The following is a 16069-nucleotide window of genomic DNA, read 5'->3' as shown; positions in this document are numbered from 1 at the left end:
GACTGGTCAGTCCGCAAAGAGGAAGCGACGTTTGGATCATTCCCAACGCTCAACCCGTACTCACAAAACACCGGAGCAACGCCGAAGTGAGGTGCTTCAAGCCGCTGCGGTGGTATTCGCCGAGGTGGGATTCCGTTGTGCCGAAATGGATCGTATTGCGGAACGCGCCGGCGCGGGTAAGGGCACGGTCTACCGTTGCTTTCCGGGCAAGGAGGCGCTGTTCATGGCCACGGTTGAAAAAGCGCTCGAGGATCTGACCCGGCATGTGAACGACGTGGTGGATACGCTGACGGATCCACTGGAGCAGCTCCGGCTCGGGATTCATCGGTACCTGGAGTTCTTTGAGCAGAACCCGGAGACCGTCGAGCTCTTCATCCAGGAACGCGCTGAATTCCCCAGAAACACGAAACCGCTCTATTTCGTCTATCAAGAGAGTCACAAGGAAAAGTGGCGTAAGCGCTTTGAGGCATTGATCGAGCAGGGACGCATGCGCTCGGACATGGCCCCGGAGCTGGCTCAGGAAGTGTTCAGCGATCTGCTCTATGGCGCGGTCTTCTCCCAGCGTCTGGCCGGCGACCGGGAGTCCCGTTCGCGGAAAGCCGATGAAATCGTCGATCTGCTGTTCAGGGGCATCCTCAAACCGGATGATCACACTGGCTGAGGCCAAGGTTTTTTTATCACACCGATCGTTATTGTCGCGGAGTAAAAGCAATCATGAATCAGTTGACCCGGACAGAAGTCAAAGCGGGCGGCGCTGCCCGTCGTGTTGGTGGCGTCAGCGCCGCGCTGGTACTGACGCTGGGCCTTGCGGCCTGTGGCGGCAGTGGCGAAAGCCAGAAAGGTGGCAGCGCACCGCCGCCTCCGGTGTCGGTCACTGAAGTCGAGACCGAGGATGTGACCATCCGTGAGGATTACGCCGGGCGGGTTCGGGGGTCACGTGAAGTGGCGGTGCGAGCCCGCGTGGAGGGCGTTCTGGAGGAGCGACTGTACGATGAGGGTAAGGTTGTTCAGAAGGATGAGGCTCTTTTCCGGATTGACCCGGAACCCTTTGAGGTAGCGCTGCAGGCCGCCAGGGCCCAGCTGCAGTCCGCCAAGGCGGATCTCAATCAGGCCAGGCGCGAATGGAACCGGGTGTCCAGTCTTTACGAAAAGAACGCAGTCAGTGAGCGTGAACGTGACAATGCACAGTCCGCGTTTGAACTGGCCCAGGCGCAGGTCGCGGTGGCCGAGGCAGAGGTTGAGCGCGCCGAGCTTGAATTGGGTTATACCGATGTGGAGGCGCCAGTAACCGGGGTGACTTCGCTCGAGTCCCAATCCGAGGGCAACCTGGTCGAGCGTGGCACCGAGTTGACGCACATCACTCAGATGGACCCGGTCCATGTGCGCTTTGCGCTTCCCGAAAACGACGCCGCAGCCCGACGCCGGGCGCGCGAGGCCCTGCGCTCCGATGATAAGGGCGATCATCGCAGTACTGCGTCGCTGATCCTGCCGGACGGCAGCGTCTATGACCAGAAGGGCACCATCGACTTTACAGCCAGCACCATTGATCCAGAGACGGGCACGGTGACCGCCCGTGCGGTGTTCCCCAATGAACAGCAGCGCATTGTCCCTGGCCAGTTTGTGCGGATCCGGGTGAAGCTCCAGACGCTTCAGGATGTTGTCACGGTTCCTGCCAAGGCTGTGTCTGACGGCCAGAATGGAGGCCTTCAGGTCTTTGTTGTCGATGATGAGAACAAGGCCCACCCCCGCTCTGTGGAAACCGGCCAGGTCGTCGATGGCCGGCGGATCATTACGCAGGGTCTGGAAACGGGTGACCGGGTAGTGGTTGAAGGCATGGCCGGCATCCGTCAGCCCGGTATGACGGTTAAAGTCGGCGGCCAGAGCGATGGGGAGAGCAACTGATGTTTCGATTCTTCATTGATCGCCCGATCTTCTCGGCGGTCCTGTCCATCATCATTGTGATTGCGGGGGCGGCCTCGCTGATGGGGCTCCCGGTCAAACAGTACCCGGATGTGGTCCCACCTGAGGTGGTTGTTGAAGCGAGCTACCCTGGCGCGAGCGCCGAGGTTCTGGCTGACAGCGTGGCTGCCCCGCTGGAACAGGAAATCAACGGCGTTGACGACATGATCTACATGGAGTCAGGCAGCACCGATGCCGGCAGCGTCCAGATCACGGTCTCCTTTGAGGTGGGAACGGACCCGGACCAGGCGACGATCAACGTCAACAACCGGGTTCAGCGGGCCGTGTCCAGCCTGCCCCAGTCGGTGCGCGAGCAGGGCGTAAAGGTTGAGGCCCGCTCCACTTCAATTCTTCAGGTTGTGGCGCTGTCTTCGAAGTCGGGCAATACCGACACCATCGACATTTCCAACTACGCGCTGCTGAACGTAATTGATGAACTGGTCCGCACGCCGGGTGTGGGCAATGCGTCGCTGTTTGGCGCCAAAGACTATTCCATGCGCATCTGGCTGCAGCCGGACAAGATGGCCGAATACAACATCTCGCCATTGGATGTGGCCAAGGCACTGAGGTCACAGAACTCACAGTTCGCCGCTGGCCGGCTTGGTGCTCAACCAGCCCCAGTGGACCAGGCGTTCACCTTCAGTGTGTCCACGCCCAAGCAGATGAGCGATCCCTCGGAATTCGAGGATATTATGCTGCGCACCACCAGTGATGGGGCATCGCTGCGCCTGGGGGATGTGGCCAGCGTGGAGCTCGGCGCGCAGAACTATGACTTTTCCGCCAGTTTCAATGGCCAGGCGGCGGTTCCTTTGGGTGTTTACCTGCAGCCCGGCGCCAATGCGCTGGAAACCGCGACCAACGTGCGGGAAGTACTCAAAGACCTGGAAAAGCGCTTCCCCGAGGACATCCAGTACGAGATTCCTTACGACACCACGACTTTCATTCAAGTCTCGATTCAGGAGGTTGTGATCACCCTGGTGATCGCGCTGGTGCTGGTGTCGCTGGTGACCTTTGTCTTTCTGCAGCACCTGCGGGCCGCCCTGATTCCGCTGATGGCCATCCCCGTGGCACTGATCGGCACCTTTGCGGGCATGACGGTTTTGGACTTTTCGGTCAACCTGCTGACGCTGTTCGGGCTCATTCTGGCCATTGGTGTGGTCGTGGATAACGCCATTATCGTCATGGAAAACGTTGAGCGCCTGATGCAGGAGCACGGCATGAGTGCCTATGGCGCCTCGGTTGGAACCATGGGGCAGGTTTCCGGCGCTGTGGTGTCGTCCACTCTGGTGCTGGTGGCGGTTTTCGCACCCGTTGGTTTTCTGGGCGGGCTGACGGGTGAGCTCTACCGCCAGTTCGCCGTGACCATCGCTGTTTCCATCGTGATTTCGGGGATTGTGGCGCTGACACTGACCCCAGCCATGTGCGCTCGCCTGCTGGACAGCGAACCCAAGGATGTTTCCAATCCTTTCCAGTGGTTCAACGCGGCTTTTGAAAAGGTCACCAATGTCTTTGTTGGCGGTGTGACCTGGATCCTGAACCATGCTGTCGTCGGCGTTGTGCTTTTCTTTGTGTTCATCGGCGCGACACTCTGGATGCTTGACCGGTTGCCCTCCGGGCTGGTCCCCCAGGAGGATCAGGGCTATGTGTTGATGGCCTCCTACCTGCCGCCGGCCTCGTCACTTGGCCGCAGTGAAGCAGTGCGTGAGGAACTGGTTAACAACGTGCTGGAACTGCCGGAAGTCGAGAATGTGACTGCGTTTGCCGGTTACGACATGCTCGCGAGCGCCATGCGCTCACATGCCGGCATCGCCTTCGTCACGCTTGAGGACTGGGACAAGCGCCAGGGAGCGGGTCAGTCGGCCTCTGCTGTGACCAACAAGATCATGGGCATGGGGGCTGGCGTTGAGGAAGCCAACGTCATGTCCTTTGTACCGCCGCCCATTCAGGGGCTGTCGCTTACCGGTGGTGTCGAGGCGTTCATACAGGACCAGCGCGGCATGACCACCAAGGAACTGCACAGCCTGACGCAGGAAATGGTGCAGGCCGCCAACGCGCACCCGGTTCTGACCAATGCGCGAACGGATCTGGACGTCAGTATCCCGCGCTATAAGGCAGAGGTGGATCGCAAGAAGGCTATGGCGCTGGATGTGCCGGTCAGCGAGGTGTTCTCCGCCATGCAGAGCACTTTCGGAACCTATTACGTGAATGACTTCACCATGCAGGGTCGCAACTGGCAGGTGAACATGCAGGCCGAAGGCGAGTTCCGGAGCCGGCCGGAAGATCTGCGGCGGGTCTTTGTGCGCTCCAACAGCGGCCAGATGATACCGGTCAGCTCCCTGGTTACACTGACCCGGGAGACCGGCGCGGACATCATTAACCGGTTCAATGTTTACCCGGCTGCCAACATTGCGGCGGATCCCGCGCCGGGCTACACAACCGGCGATGCGATGACGGCGCTTCAGGAGGTTGCGGACGAAAACCTGGGGTCGAATACGCCACTGGGCTGGATCGGTCAGGCGTATCAGCTTCAGGCGGCCGGCCAGGCCGGTACCATTGCCTTCGGTCTCGGGCTGGTTATGGTGTTCCTTATTCTGGCGGCTCAGTATGAGCGTCTGACCCTGCCGTTGGCCGTGGCCACAGCGATTCCGTTCGGCGTTTTTGGGGCGGCGCTGGCCTCGTTGCTACGCGGCTTCCCCAATGACATCTACTTCCAGGTGGGGCTGCTGGTGCTGATTGGGCTGGCCGCGAAGAACGCCATCCTGATCGTGGAGTTCGCGGCGCAGAACCGCAAGCAAGGGCTGTCGCCCAAGGATGCGGCCATAGCCGCGGCCCAGCAGCGTTTCCGGGCCATCATGATGACGGCGCTGACGTTCATCATCGGCTCGCTGCCACTGGTGGTGGCGACCGGGGCCGGTGCTTCCAGCCGGCAGGAGATCGGTACCGTGGTGGTCGGTGGCATGATCGTCGCGAGTACCCTGGCGCTTTTCTTCGTGCCGCTCTTTTACCGGCTTTTCGAGGAGTTCTCGATCTGGTTGAGCAATAGCGGAAGCAAAAACAGCTCCGGGGAGGTTTCTGATGCGTAGGGCACTGCTTGCAACACTGACGTTGCCTTTACTCCTGGCGGGCTGTGCGGTCGGCCCGGAATATAAGGAGCCGCAGGTGGAGGTGCCGGAAGAGTGGCCGGACGAGGTTCTTCTGACCGGCGAAGAGCGTGCGGACTGGTCCAATTGGTGGCACCGGTTTGACGACCCCGTGCTCAACCGCCTTGTGGAACGGGCTCTGGACGATAACCTCAACATGCAGCTGCAGTATCAGCGGCTGCAGGAGGCCCGCGCCCGGCTGGGGCTGGCGGATGCCGAGCAGATGCCCACCATCGAGGGCCAGGCTGATGCCGCCCGGGGGCGCGAATCCGGCGCGGCCAATCCACTGGGTGGCCGTAGCACCGGGAACATGTTTTCGGTAACCGGCCTGCTCAGTTATGAGGTCGATCTGTGGGGCCGGCTGGAAAGCCAGAGTGATGCCGCCGAGGCGGCGCTGCAGGAGTCGGTGTTCACCCATGACTCGGTGCGCCTTAGCACCATCGCGGATGTGGTGGCCACCTATACCGAGCTGCGTGCGGCCCAGCGCTCCCTTGCCATTGCCGAGCGCACGCTGGAGACGCGCGAGGAAACCGTTCGGATCGAGCGGGCCCGTTATGAAGGCGGTGACACTGATGAGCTGACCCTCCGCCAGGCGGAATCCGAGCTGGAAGCGACGCGTGCACTGGTGCCTCAGCAGCGCCAGCGTGTTGCCCAGTTGAAGACGGCTCTGGGGGTGCTCGTGGGCATGACACCACGTGAACTCACCAGCGAGTTGGATTTCGGTGAAGGCAGCCTCGGTGATATCACGTTGCCCGAGCAGGTCCCGGAAGTTCTGCCCTCCAATCTTCTGGAGCGCCGTCCGGACATCCGGGCTGCCGAAGCAGCCATTATCGCAGCGACAGAGGAGGTCGGTGTGGCCCAGGCGCAACGCCTGCCCAGCTTCAACCTCCGTGGTTCCGCAGGCAGTGCTGCCATCGAGTCAGGCGACCTGTTCACCGCTCCGGCGGAGACCTGGGAAGTCGGCGCTTCCGTGCTTGGCCCGATCTTCGATTTCGGTCGCAATAAGGCACGGGTGGAGGCCGCTCGCAGTCTGCGTGATCAGGCCGAGACCCAGTACCGGGTGACCCTGCAGGAGGCGTTCCGTGAGGTACGCGATGCCCTGGCCGTCTATAAGGCAACGGATGAACGTGTGAGCCGACTGCGGGATCAAGTGACGGCATTGGAGAAAACACTGGAACTGGCCGAGCTGCGCTATGAGGAAGGTCTGACGGATTTCCTGACGGTGCAGGATACCCAGCGGGTATTGCTCGACGCGGAGTTGACGCTCACCAATGCCATTCGTGATCGACTTAATGCGACGGCGACCCTGTTCAAGGCCATGGGCGGTGGCTGGGCGCTGGATGAGGCTGACGCCCCGTCCTGAGTTACCTTCCTGTCCGGGCATGCGGATGCTAGACTCTCATATTAGCTTGGTCTAATTCGAGGAGGCAGGCATGCGCCGGGCTCTTATGATTGTTCTTCTGTGTCTACTGGGTGGCACGCAAGCCGCTTCCGCGGAGTGGGTGGCGGTCAGTCAGGAGACACTCACTGAGACGCTTCGTCTTGATGGCATGATTGAGGCCGTGCGTGAAAGCACGGTCTCTGCCCAGACCGCCGGAACCGTGGTTGAACTGCCCCATGATGTGGACGATGCCGTTGCGGAGGGTGAGCTCATCGTCCGTCTTGAGGACAGTAGTGAGCAGGCTCGTTTGGAACAGGCTCGCTCCAGTCTTGAAGAAGCCGAGGCCGAACTCACCGATGCCCGCCAGAATCTTGAACGCGTGCAAAAGCTGCATGAACGCGATGTCGCCTCCCAGCAGGATCTGGATCAGGCCCAGAATCGCTTTAATGGCGCCAAAGCCCGCGTCTCACGAGCTGAGGGCACACTCTCCGAAGCCCGCGAGCAGCTCAGCTACACCCGTGTGCACGCCCCCTACAGTGGCATCGTGACCGAGCGCATGGTTGAGATGGGAGAATCCGTCTCCCCAGGGCAGCCATTGATGCGCGGGCTATCGCTGGAAAAGCTCCGGGTGGTGGTTTCGCTGCCCCAGCAGTACGCAAGCCGCGTGCGCTCTGAGCGCCAGGCGATCGTTACCCTTGATGGCGGTCAGCGACTGCAAACCGGAGCAATGACGTTCTACCCCTATGCAGATCAGCAGAGCCACAGCTTCCGGTTGCGGCTTGCGCTGACGGATCCTGAGGCGCGGCTGTTTCCCGGAATGCTGGTCAAGGTAGGCATCCCGGTCGGCCAGCGGGAAGCCTTGTGGGTGCCTGAGTCGAGCATCTACCGCCGCGGTGAGTTACGGGCGGTATTCGTGCGCGGGCCGGATGATGAGCCACGGCTGCGTCAGGTTCGGCTGGGGAGCCACCGGGGTGATCGGGTGGAAGTGCTTGCCGGGGTCGGCGAGGGTGAATCCGTGCGCCGCGAGGCTCTCTACTGATGACACACAATGGCAGGCTCGGGCCGTCCGGGCAGATCGCTCGGGTTTTCCAGAACAATCGCCTCACCCCGCTGCTCGCGCTGATCGGGCTTGTGCTTGGGGTTGTTGCGGTCATCGTTACGCCCAAGGAGGAAGAGCCCCAGATTGACGTCACCATGGTGGACGTCATGGTGACCTTCCCAGGAGCCAGTGCCCGTGAGGTTGAAAGTCTGATCGCCACTCCGGGCGAACAGATCCTCGATGAGATCCGAGGCGTTGACGATATCTACTCGGTCTCGCGTCAGGGGCAGGCGGTAATCACGGTCCAGTTTGAGGTTGGGATTCCCAGGCGGGAAGCGCTTGTGCGTATCCACAACAAGGTCCAGTCCAACAATGACTGGTTTCCCAAAGGGTTGGGCGCTGGCGAACCTGTAGTGAAGCCCCGGGGCATTGATGATGTCCCGGTCATGACCCTGACGCTTTATGATCCGCAACGGCGTCACAGCGCCGAGGATCTGACGCGCCTTGCGCATACCCTCGAGACGGAACTCAAACGGGTGCCCGGGACGCGGGACATCTATACGGTGGGTGGTATCCAGGATCGTCTCGACGTTCGTATCGAGCCCGCGCGCCTGGCTGGTTATGGTCTGAGCGTCAGCGACCTCCAGCAGGCGATCCGAGCTGCCAACGCAACCGGCCAGGAAACCCGGATTACCCGGTCAGGGCTGTCCATCCCGGTTCAGCCAGGGGAGCCACTGCAGCAGGTGGATGCGCTGCGGTCTCTCGTGGTGGCGCAGAACAACGGCGCCGCAGTTCATCTGTCGGACGTGGCGTCGGTCAGCCGTGGGGGCACGGTTCCGGATGCCTCGGTCCAGCTGGGATTTGGCCCTGCGGGTGAGCGGGCGCCGGGGGAACGTTATCCGGCGGTGACCCTGGCGGTGGCCAAGAAAACCGGTGAGAACGCCATCGATGTAACAACGGCGGTTTCGGATCGCCTGGAGCAGCTGCGCGGGCGGGTTATTCCGGACGCTGTTGAGGTGCTCACTACCCGCGATTATGGTCAGACCGCCAGCGACAAAGCGCGCAAGCTCATCTCGGACCTGATCATGGCCACACTCTCCGTGATGCTGCTGGTGTTGGCGTTGATGGGGTGGCGTCAGGCCATGGTGGTGGGTATATCCGTCCTTCTGACCCTGCTGCTCACGCTGGTCTTTTCCTGGGCTTGGGGGTTCACCCTGAATCGGGTATCGCTATTCGCTCTGATTTTTGCCATCGGGATTCTGGTGGATGACGCCATTGTGATCGTGGAGAACGTTAACCGGCGCATTCAGAACGCCGATGACGAGGCGATCCGGGTGATCCCCACGGCTGTGGATGAGGTTGGTACGCCCACTATCATGGCCAGCCTGACCATCATGGCGGCCCTGCTGCCCATGGCTTTCGTCACCGGGTTGATGGGCCCTTATATGAGCCCTATTCCCATCAATGCCGCCGCCGGGATGGTGCTGTCACAGCTGGTGGCGTTCATCCTTACGCCCTGGCTGGCCCTGCGACTCGTGCGGCGCCGTGATCGTGGGGGAGGGGAAAGTGAGCGTGACACGGAAGCCGTCAATCCACGTCTCTATCGCCTGTTCAGCCGTGTGCTTACGCCTTTCATGAGCAATCACAGCTGGCGCCGGCACAGTCTGGCCTCGGGTGTTATTGCGTTAACACTGGTTGCAGCGGCTCTACCGGTCTTCATGCTGGTGATCCTCAAGATGCTTCCCTTTGACGATAAGTCAGAACTCCAGGTGGTGGTGGAGATGCCGGAGAATACGCCCATGGAAACCACCCAGCAGGTTCTGACGGCGATGGGGGGTTATCTTGAGGAGCATGAGGCGGTGACCAACTGGCAGGCCTATGCCGGAACCGCGTCGCCCATCAACTTCAATGGTCTGGTCCGCCAGTACTACCTGCGTCAGGCGCCGTGGCAGGGGGATCTCCAGGTCAACCTGAAAGACGAGCGGGAAAAGGCCTCCCATGACATTGCCCAGACCATGCGGGCGCCGCTCACAGCGATCGGTGAACGATACGGGGCGGCTGTGAAGATTGTGGAAGTGCCGCCGGGGCCCCCTGTGCTGTCGCCGGTGGTTGCTGAGGTCTATGGGCCTAGTCCCCAGGCTCGTGCCCGGCAAGCCCAGTCACTGGCTGAGCGCATGGCGGGCATCCAGGGCCTGGTGGACATCGACACCACCGTGGAGGCGCCGGTTGAGCGCTGGCGTGTGGTGGTCGATCGCCAGCGGGCCGCTACCCTGGGGATTTCCCAGGCTCAGGTGGTGGATGTGCTTTCGGCCACCCTGGGTAAACGCAATCTCGAGTACTTCCACGACCCCAATGCCAAATATGCCGTTCCGATACGGGTGATTCTGGATGAGGGGGATCGGGCTCAGAAGGCGGCGCTGCTGTCTCTCCAGGTTCGGAACCGTTCCGGTGAGCTGGTGCCTCTGGCACAGGTTGCTTCCATTGAACCCAGTACCTGGCCCGGGGCCATCCATCACAAGAACCTGATGCCGGTGAGCTACGTCACGGCCGATATGGCGGGCGATGTGGATTCCCCTCTGTATGGCATGTTCCGTATGGCGGGTGAACTGGATAACCTGCCTCAGTACTACATCCAGCAGCCGGAATGGCCGGATAGTGCCGCGATCAAGTGGGACGGCGAGTGGCAGATCACCTATGAAACCTTTCGGGATATGGGCATTGCCTATGCTGTTGGGATCATCGCCATCTTCCTGCTGCTGGTGGCGCAGTTTGGTTCCTACGGACTGCCGCTGATCGTGATGATGCCCATCCCCCTGACGCTCATCGGCATCATGCCGGGCCATGCCTTGTTGGGTAAGGAGTTCACCGCCACCAGCATGATCGGGATGATCGCGTTGGCCGGCATCATCGTTCGCAATTCCATTCTGCTGGTGGTGTTCATTCGGCAGCTGCTGCAGGCGGGCAGGCCGTTGGAAGAGGCCGTTGTCATGGCCAGTGCCGTGCGCATCAAGCCCATCGCGTTAACGGCCGTGTCCGCGATGCTGGGGGCTTTCTTCATCCTGATGGATCCGATCTTCAACGGTCTGGCGATCTCGCTGATTTTCGGGCTTGCCCTTTCGACTCTGCTTACGGTGATCGTGGTACCGCTGGCCTACTACGTGTTCATTGGCCACCGCGAGGTGAGCTGAGCTCCTCCCTGAGGCGGTGGAACAGGTCGCCCTGAAAGGGCCTGCTCAACGGGTAGAAATGGCCGGAGTGTGGCAGCATCGTGAGCCTGGAATCCGGAAGCGTGCGGGCAAGATGCCGGGCATAGGCCGGGGGCAGAAGCTGGTCCTCGGCGCCCTGATTGATCAGCGTCCGGGTATGGATATCCCCGAGCCGGAACCCCCAGTCACCCATCTCCGTCAGCAGGTCCGTGGCAATGGCGCGGGCGCCGGAGTTCAGGCAGGCCAGTTGACTGGCCCGGAAACGCCGGATCTGGCCAGGGTCCGCCAGGATGGCGTGATCCGCATCGCTGAACAGGCTGCGTGCCCGTGCCATATAGAAATCCGGTCGCCGCTGTGCAATGGCGGTGATTAGTGAAACCACTCCCTGGAACAGCGCCGGGCTGATATCCGCAATGAGTGGCCCGGGCCAGAGCGTGCGAAGCAGCAGTCGTTGGGCACCTGGCATTTCCCGGAAATGGGTATAGCTGGAAAGCAGCACCGCGAGTTGCACCCGCCCCGGCAGCTCATGGGCCGCCGCCAGGGTCCGAGATCCGCCGCTCGACCAGCCCATGTGGACGCACTGTTCAATCGCCAGGTGATCCAGGAACAAAGCCAGATCCCGGGGGTAGTCAAGGAGCGTCCGGTCCGGCTGGTAGCTGGAGTCACGGATGCCAGGCCGGTCCAGGGCCAGCACCCGGAATCCCGCCATCAGCGCCTGCTCATGCAGAAACAGAGCCTCCAGCGCCGAGCCGGGCATGCCGTGAGCGTAGACCAGGGGAGTGCCATTTTCCGCGCCGGTTTCGAGACCCATCAGCTGGCGATTATCCGGAGTCGTCAGGGTATGGATCCGTGTGGGAGCGTCCGTTGCGATGGTCACGGCTTCACGCCCTTCAGTTCACTGCGGAAAAACTGGTTCACCCACAGCGACACGCCGATGAGCCCGCCGCCGAGCGCGAGTCCCAGAAGGTCTGCATCCCGGTTCCAGATCAGCAGGTTGACCAGCAGCCCCGCAGGCACCAGCGCGTTGTTCATAACCGCCAGTGTGCCGGCGTCCACCTTGCGGGCCCCCTGGTTCCAGAAAAACAGCCCGGCGCCCGAGGCAGCGAACCCCAGCCAGCCCAGAACCAGCCATTGCCATGGTGTAGCCGGCAGCATCTGCCTGTCACCAAAGATCAGGAAAGACGGCAGGGCTACCAGAATGGCACCCAAAAAGAAATAGCCGAAAAGGCGCGCGGCCGGCGCGGCCGGTGAGTAGCGTTCATACAGGCGGCGGTAACCCACCTGACCGGCGGCGAAGGCGAGATTGGCACCCTGCAGCATGACAAACCCCGTAATGTAGGACTCGCTGAGTCCATCATAGCGGATGATCGCCGCGCCCAGTGTGGCCAGCGCGGCGGCGAGCAGGGCCACCGGGGCGAAGCGTCGGTGCAGGGCATCATCCAGCAGGGTGATGTAGATGGGCGTGAATACGGTGAACAGCAGCACCTCGGGAACAGAGAGGAAGGCGAAAGAGCGGTACAGCAGCAAATAAGTGATGCCGAACTGGCTGGCACCTACCAGCGTCATGCCCAGCTGGAAGCCGCTCGGTACGCCCCGCCACCGCAACAGCGGCAGGAATACCAGTGCCCCGCACAGCACGCGGGTGAGCACTGCGAAGTCGTTGTCCACATTCCCGGCAAGATAGACCCCGATCAGGCTGAACGAGAAGGCCCAGAGGATGGTGATGAGCACAAGGATGATCATGCTTTGCTCCTAGACCGCCTGACCGGCGGCAACGCCAGAGGCCCAGGCCCACTGGAAATTGTGGCCGCCCAGGTGACCGGTCACATCCACGACCTCGCCAATGAAGAAAAGCCCGGGTCGATCATGGACCTCCATGGTCTTTGACGACAATGCCTGGGTATCGACGCCGCCGAGAGTGACCTCGGCGGTCCGGTACCCTTCGGTGCCCGCCGGGGTCAGCTGCCAATCATTCAGGGTTTCTGCGGTACTGGCCAGTTCTGACTTGCTGAAGTGCTGAAGCGGCTCCTGCCAGCCCTGAAGATCCGCAAACGCCTGGGCAAAGCGCTTGGGCAGCGCCTCGCTGAGGGCTCGCCCAATCCCGCGGTTAGGATGCTGTTGGCGCTGGTCCGCCAGCCACTGGGCTGCGTCCCTATCAGGAAGCAGGTCGATCGTCAGTGCCTCACCGGGGCGCCAGAAGCTCGAAATCTGAAGCATGGCAGGGCCGCTGAGCCCCTTGTGGGTAACGAGCATGGGTTCGCGGAACTGTTCGCCATTGCAAGAGACCGCCACCGGACAGCTGATGCCAGCCAGCGGTGCCAGCTGTGTCTTCAGATTGGGTGTCAGTGTGAACGGCACCAGCCCGGCCTGCGTGGGAATAACAGGGAGCCCGAATTGGCGGGCCAGCTCATAGCCAAAGCCAGTTGCCCCCATGGTGGGTATGGAGAGCCCGCCACAGGCGACCACCAGCGCTTGCGAATGAAATTGCCCGGCGCTGGTGCTCAGCGTATAGCCGCCATTCTGTGTTGCTACTGTCTCTACCGTGGTTCGGGTCATTACCTCAACGCCTGCCCACTGAGCTTCGGTCATCAGAAGATCCACAATCTCCCGGCTCGAGTCCTGGCAGAACAGCTGGCCGGCGGCTTTCTCCTCGTGCTCGATGCCGTGGCGTTCCACCAGCTCCAGGAAATGGTCCGGGGTATAACGCTTGAGGGCGGAAATGCAGAAACCGGGGTTGTCGGACAGGAAGTTCGCCGGGGTGCTGTTGAGGTTGGTGAAATTGCATCGCCCGCCCCCGGACATGAGGATCTTGCGGCCAGGACGGCGGGCGTGCTCGATCACTAGTACCCGGCGGCCGCGGTAGCCGGCCGTGGCGGCGCACATGAGCCCGGCGGCGCCGGCGCCGATGATGATGACATCGTAGGAGGTGGGCATGATGATCGGGCTGGCCTGTGTGCTGGGTCCGTGGAGGCCATATTCTAAGGCCCGACAACCCCGGATAACCAGTGGCCGGGGCGCCCGTGATATGGGGCGCCGCTTTGTGCTGTTACTGAAATTCTGGGAAGGGGGATTTTCAGACCCTGAATTCATCGGCGTGTCATAACGCCCTCTTAAAGTAGCTGGAACCTACGAGGACCAAGAAACCAAGAGAGGGATCAACATGGGGCAAGATGATCAGACGCTTAACCTTCCTGGGAAGCACAGACCCAAGCGGGGCAAGACGTCACCGAGCAAGCATAACAACCAGAGCACGCCTTTCCGCAACATAGTCCAGGCCCGCCTGTCGCGCCGAGATGCATTGCGAGGCAGCCTCGAAATGGCGGCTGGCACTCTGTTCATGGGCGCCGGCCTGTCAGCGTGCAGCAGTGATAGCGGTAACGGCGGAGAAACCAGCGGTGGTGGCTCTGATCCTGATCGGGTCGCGCAGCTTTCGTTCGACTCCGTGCAGGGCGTTGCTGGCGAGGACGTGAACGACGTCGTCCTGCCAGAGGGCTATACCTATGACGTGCTCATCCCCTGGGGCACCGGGATACTGGGCGCCTTTCCGGCGTTCAATGCCGATGGCAGCAATACTGCGGACGAGCAGAACCAGCAGAGTGGCGAATGGCACGACGGCATGCACTTCTTCCCCATTAACGGCGCCGACAACCGCGGGCTGCTGGTGGTGAACCACGAAAGCCTGGACATGCTTTTCTTCCACGGGTATACGCTCGACGGCGACGGCAAAGCGGTTCCGAACCGTGAGACGGACCCGGAAACCGGACTGCCCACCAACGCCAACCAGGTTCGCAAGGAAATGGCCAGCCACGGTGTCTCCGTTGTTGAGATCCAGCGCATGAGCGGGCGCTGGCGCATCACGGATACCGGCATGAATCGCCGCATTACCGCCGAGACCCCCATGACCTTCTCGGGTCCGGCTGCAAGCTCCGAGGTGTTGCAGACCAAATTCAGCCCCTCCGGCGCCCAGGGCCGAGGCACCATCAACAACTGCGGTCGCGGTTTTACACCCTGGAATACCTACCTCACCTGTGAAGAGAATTTCCGCGGCTACGTTACGACCCAGGAGGATCCGATCCCCGAGGAGAAGAACCGCTACGCCATCACCAACTTCGGGTTCGGCTACCGTTGGGACGGCGTTGCTGGCGACTCGAGTGAAGTGGATGGCAACTTCGCGCGTTGGGATACAACGCCAAAGGGTAACGGTGCCTCTGATGACTTCCGCAACGAGGCCAACCACTTTGGTTGGATCGTTGAGATCGACCCGTTCGATCCGAACGGCACGCCCGTCAAGCGCACCGCCATGGGCCGTTTCGCCCACGAGGGCGCGGAGCCCGGCCGCATCGAGGCGGGTAAGCCGATCGCGTTCTACTGCGGTGACGACGACGAGAACGAATACATCTACAAGTTCGTGACCGCCGATAACTGGAACCCGGACAACCCCAACCGCAACATGCTCGATAACGGCACCCTCTACGCGGCGCAGTTCAGCGAGGATGGCACGGGCAAATGGTTGGCCCTGGATATCAGCAATCCGACCCTCCAGTCGCGCTTCAGCAGCCAGGCCGAAGTGGTGACCTATGCGCGCATTGCCGCTGACCTGCTTGAAGCAACGCCAATGGACAGGCCGGAATGGTCAACGACGGACCCGAACACTGGTGAGATCTACTTCAACCTCACCAACAATGACGAGAAGGGCGATGATGCCAAGGATCGCAACGTTACGGATTCACCCAATTCGCCGAACCCCCGTGACCCCAACCTCTGGGGCCACATCATCCGCCTGCGTGAGAATGATGACGCACCCGGCGCTACCCGCTTCACCTGGAACATCTTCGCGTTCGGGGCACCGGCTGGCGAATCCGAGGCGATCAATCGTTCCGGACTGACTGAAGCCAACCAGTTCGCTGGCCCGGATGGACTGTTCTTTGACCCCAGAGGGGTGATGTGGATCGAGACGGACAACGGGGGCAATGCGGTTGCCGAAGCCACCAATGATCAGCTTCTGGCGGTCGTGCCCGCTGGGCTTGGTGGTGACCGGACACTGAATTCCCAGAACCAGGCCAGCCTGAAGCGGTTTTTCGTAGGCCCCGGCCGCTGCGAGGTTACTGGCATTGTGCTGTCTCCGGATGCACGCACGCTGTTCATCAACGTCCAGCATCCGGGCCAGTCTTTCGGAAGCCGCCCGTCACACAGCTTCCCGGCAAAGGGCAATGGTGATCCCGGTAACCTGCCGCGCTCGACGACGCTTGCCATTCGTCGCGAGGATGATGGCGAAATCGCGCTCTGAGCGTGACCTGGTCCATCCAATGCCCGGCCCCGTGCCGGGCTTGCCCAGTGTTGCAGA

At 61.6% G+C, this 16069-nt stretch carries 10 protein-coding genes; 7 read left to right on the top strand and 3 right to left on the bottom strand.

Annotation, left to right across the window (positions count from 1 at the left end; translation table 11 throughout):
- Window positions 1-31 precede the first annotated feature (31 nt).
- The 6 genes from AAF659_RS11055 (at window position 32) to AAF659_RS11030 (ending at window position 10707) form a co-directional block, all read left to right on the top strand.
- The gene (locus tag AAF659_RS11055) at window positions 32-661 is read left to right on the top strand and encodes a TetR/AcrR family transcriptional regulator (protein ID WP_349751813.1); all 630 of its coding nucleotides are present in this window, start codon (window positions 32-34) and stop codon (window positions 659-661) included.
- A gap of 53 nt (window positions 662-714) precedes the next feature.
- On the top strand, window positions 715-1902 hold the full coding sequence (locus AAF659_RS11050) for an efflux RND transporter periplasmic adaptor subunit (RefSeq protein ID WP_349751812.1): 1188 nt from the start codon (window positions 715-717) through the stop codon (window positions 1900-1902).
- A complete protein-coding gene (locus AAF659_RS11045) occupies window positions 1902-5042 on the top strand; it encodes an efflux RND transporter permease subunit (protein ID WP_349751811.1) in 3141 nt (1046 codons plus the stop codon). The genes AAF659_RS11050 and AAF659_RS11045 overlap by 1 nt, the downstream gene beginning before the upstream one ends.
- A complete protein-coding gene (locus tag AAF659_RS11040; protein ID WP_349751810.1) occupies window positions 5035-6462 on the top strand; it encodes an efflux transporter outer membrane subunit in 1428 nt (475 codons plus the stop codon). The genes AAF659_RS11045 and AAF659_RS11040 overlap by 8 nt, the downstream gene beginning before the upstream one ends.
- A gap of 70 nt (window positions 6463-6532) precedes the next feature.
- The gene (locus tag AAF659_RS11035) at window positions 6533-7519 is read left to right on the top strand and encodes an efflux RND transporter periplasmic adaptor subunit (protein WP_349751809.1); all 987 of its coding nucleotides are present in this window, start codon (window positions 6533-6535) and stop codon (window positions 7517-7519) included.
- Window positions 7519-10707 carry an efflux RND transporter permease subunit gene (locus tag AAF659_RS11030; RefSeq protein ID WP_349751808.1) on the top strand — a complete coding sequence of 1063 codons (3189 nt, stop codon included), beginning with the start codon at window positions 7519-7521 and terminating at the stop codon, window positions 10705-10707. The genes AAF659_RS11035 and AAF659_RS11030 overlap by 1 nt, the downstream gene beginning before the upstream one ends.
- Here AAF659_RS11030 and AAF659_RS11025 read toward each other — a convergent pair.
- The 3 genes from AAF659_RS11025 to AAF659_RS11015 are packed head-to-tail and all read right to left on the bottom strand — an operon-like array spanning window position 10682 to window position 13659.
- Entirely contained in the window at window positions 10682-11602 is a 921-nt protein-coding gene (locus tag AAF659_RS11025; RefSeq protein WP_349751807.1) for an alpha/beta fold hydrolase, read from the bottom strand. The genes AAF659_RS11030 and AAF659_RS11025 overlap by 26 nt on opposite strands.
- Entirely contained in the window at window positions 11599-12468 is an 870-nt protein-coding gene (locus tag AAF659_RS11020) for an EamA family transporter (RefSeq protein WP_349751806.1), read from the bottom strand. Before AAF659_RS11020 ends, AAF659_RS11025 begins: the two co-directional genes overlap by 4 nt.
- A 9-nt stretch (window positions 12469-12477) precedes the next feature.
- On the bottom strand, window positions 12478-13659 hold the full coding sequence (locus tag AAF659_RS11015) for a BaiN/RdsA family NAD(P)/FAD-dependent oxidoreductase (RefSeq protein ID WP_349751805.1): 1182 nt from the start codon (window positions 13657-13659) through the stop codon (window positions 12478-12480).
- A 226-nt stretch (window positions 13660-13885) separates the two neighbouring features.
- Here AAF659_RS11015 and AAF659_RS11010 point away from each other — a divergent pair, with 226 nt between their 5' ends.
- Window positions 13886-16012, top strand: coding sequence for a PhoX family protein (locus tag AAF659_RS11010; RefSeq protein ID WP_349751804.1), 2127 nt, complete (start codon window positions 13886-13888; stop codon window positions 16010-16012).
- Window positions 16013-16069: the final 57 nt, after the last annotated feature.

It is taken from the genome of Salicola sp. Rm-C-2C1-2, assembly GCF_040196175.1.
Taxonomy (GTDB): Bacteria; Pseudomonadota; Gammaproteobacteria; order Pseudomonadales; family Oleiphilaceae; genus Halospina.
This window is presented reverse-complemented; position numbering and strand designations above follow the sequence as displayed.

What these genes read in the sequence shown, in the direction of transcription:
- AAF659_RS11050 (WP_349751812.1), top strand. Translation starts at nt 715, where the DNA reads ATGAATCAGTTGACCCGGACAGAAGTCAAAGCGGGCGGCGCTGCCCGT.
- AAF659_RS11045 (WP_349751811.1), top strand. Translation starts at nt 1,902, where the DNA reads ATGTTTCGATTCTTCATTGATCGCCCGATCTTCTCGGCGGTCCTGTCC.
- AAF659_RS11040 (WP_349751810.1), top strand. Translation starts at nt 5,035, where the DNA reads ATGCGTAGGGCACTGCTTGCAACACTGACGTTGCCTTTACTCCTGGCG.
- AAF659_RS11035 (WP_349751809.1), top strand. Translation starts at nt 6,533, where the DNA reads ATGCGCCGGGCTCTTATGATTGTTCTTCTGTGTCTACTGGGTGGCACG.
- AAF659_RS11030 (WP_349751808.1), top strand. Translation starts at nt 7,519, where the DNA reads ATGACACACAATGGCAGGCTCGGGCCGTCCGGGCAGATCGCTCGGGTT.
- AAF659_RS11020 (WP_349751806.1), bottom strand. Translation starts at nt 12,468, where the DNA reads ATGATCATCCTTGTGCTCATCACCATCCTCTGGGCCTTCTCGTTCAGC.
- AAF659_RS11015 (WP_349751805.1), bottom strand. Translation starts at nt 13,659, where the DNA reads ATGCCCACCTCCTACGATGTCATCATCATCGGCGCCGGCGCCGCCGGG.
- AAF659_RS11010 (WP_349751804.1), top strand. Translation starts at nt 13,886, where the DNA reads ATGGGGCAAGATGATCAGACGCTTAACCTTCCTGGGAAGCACAGACCC.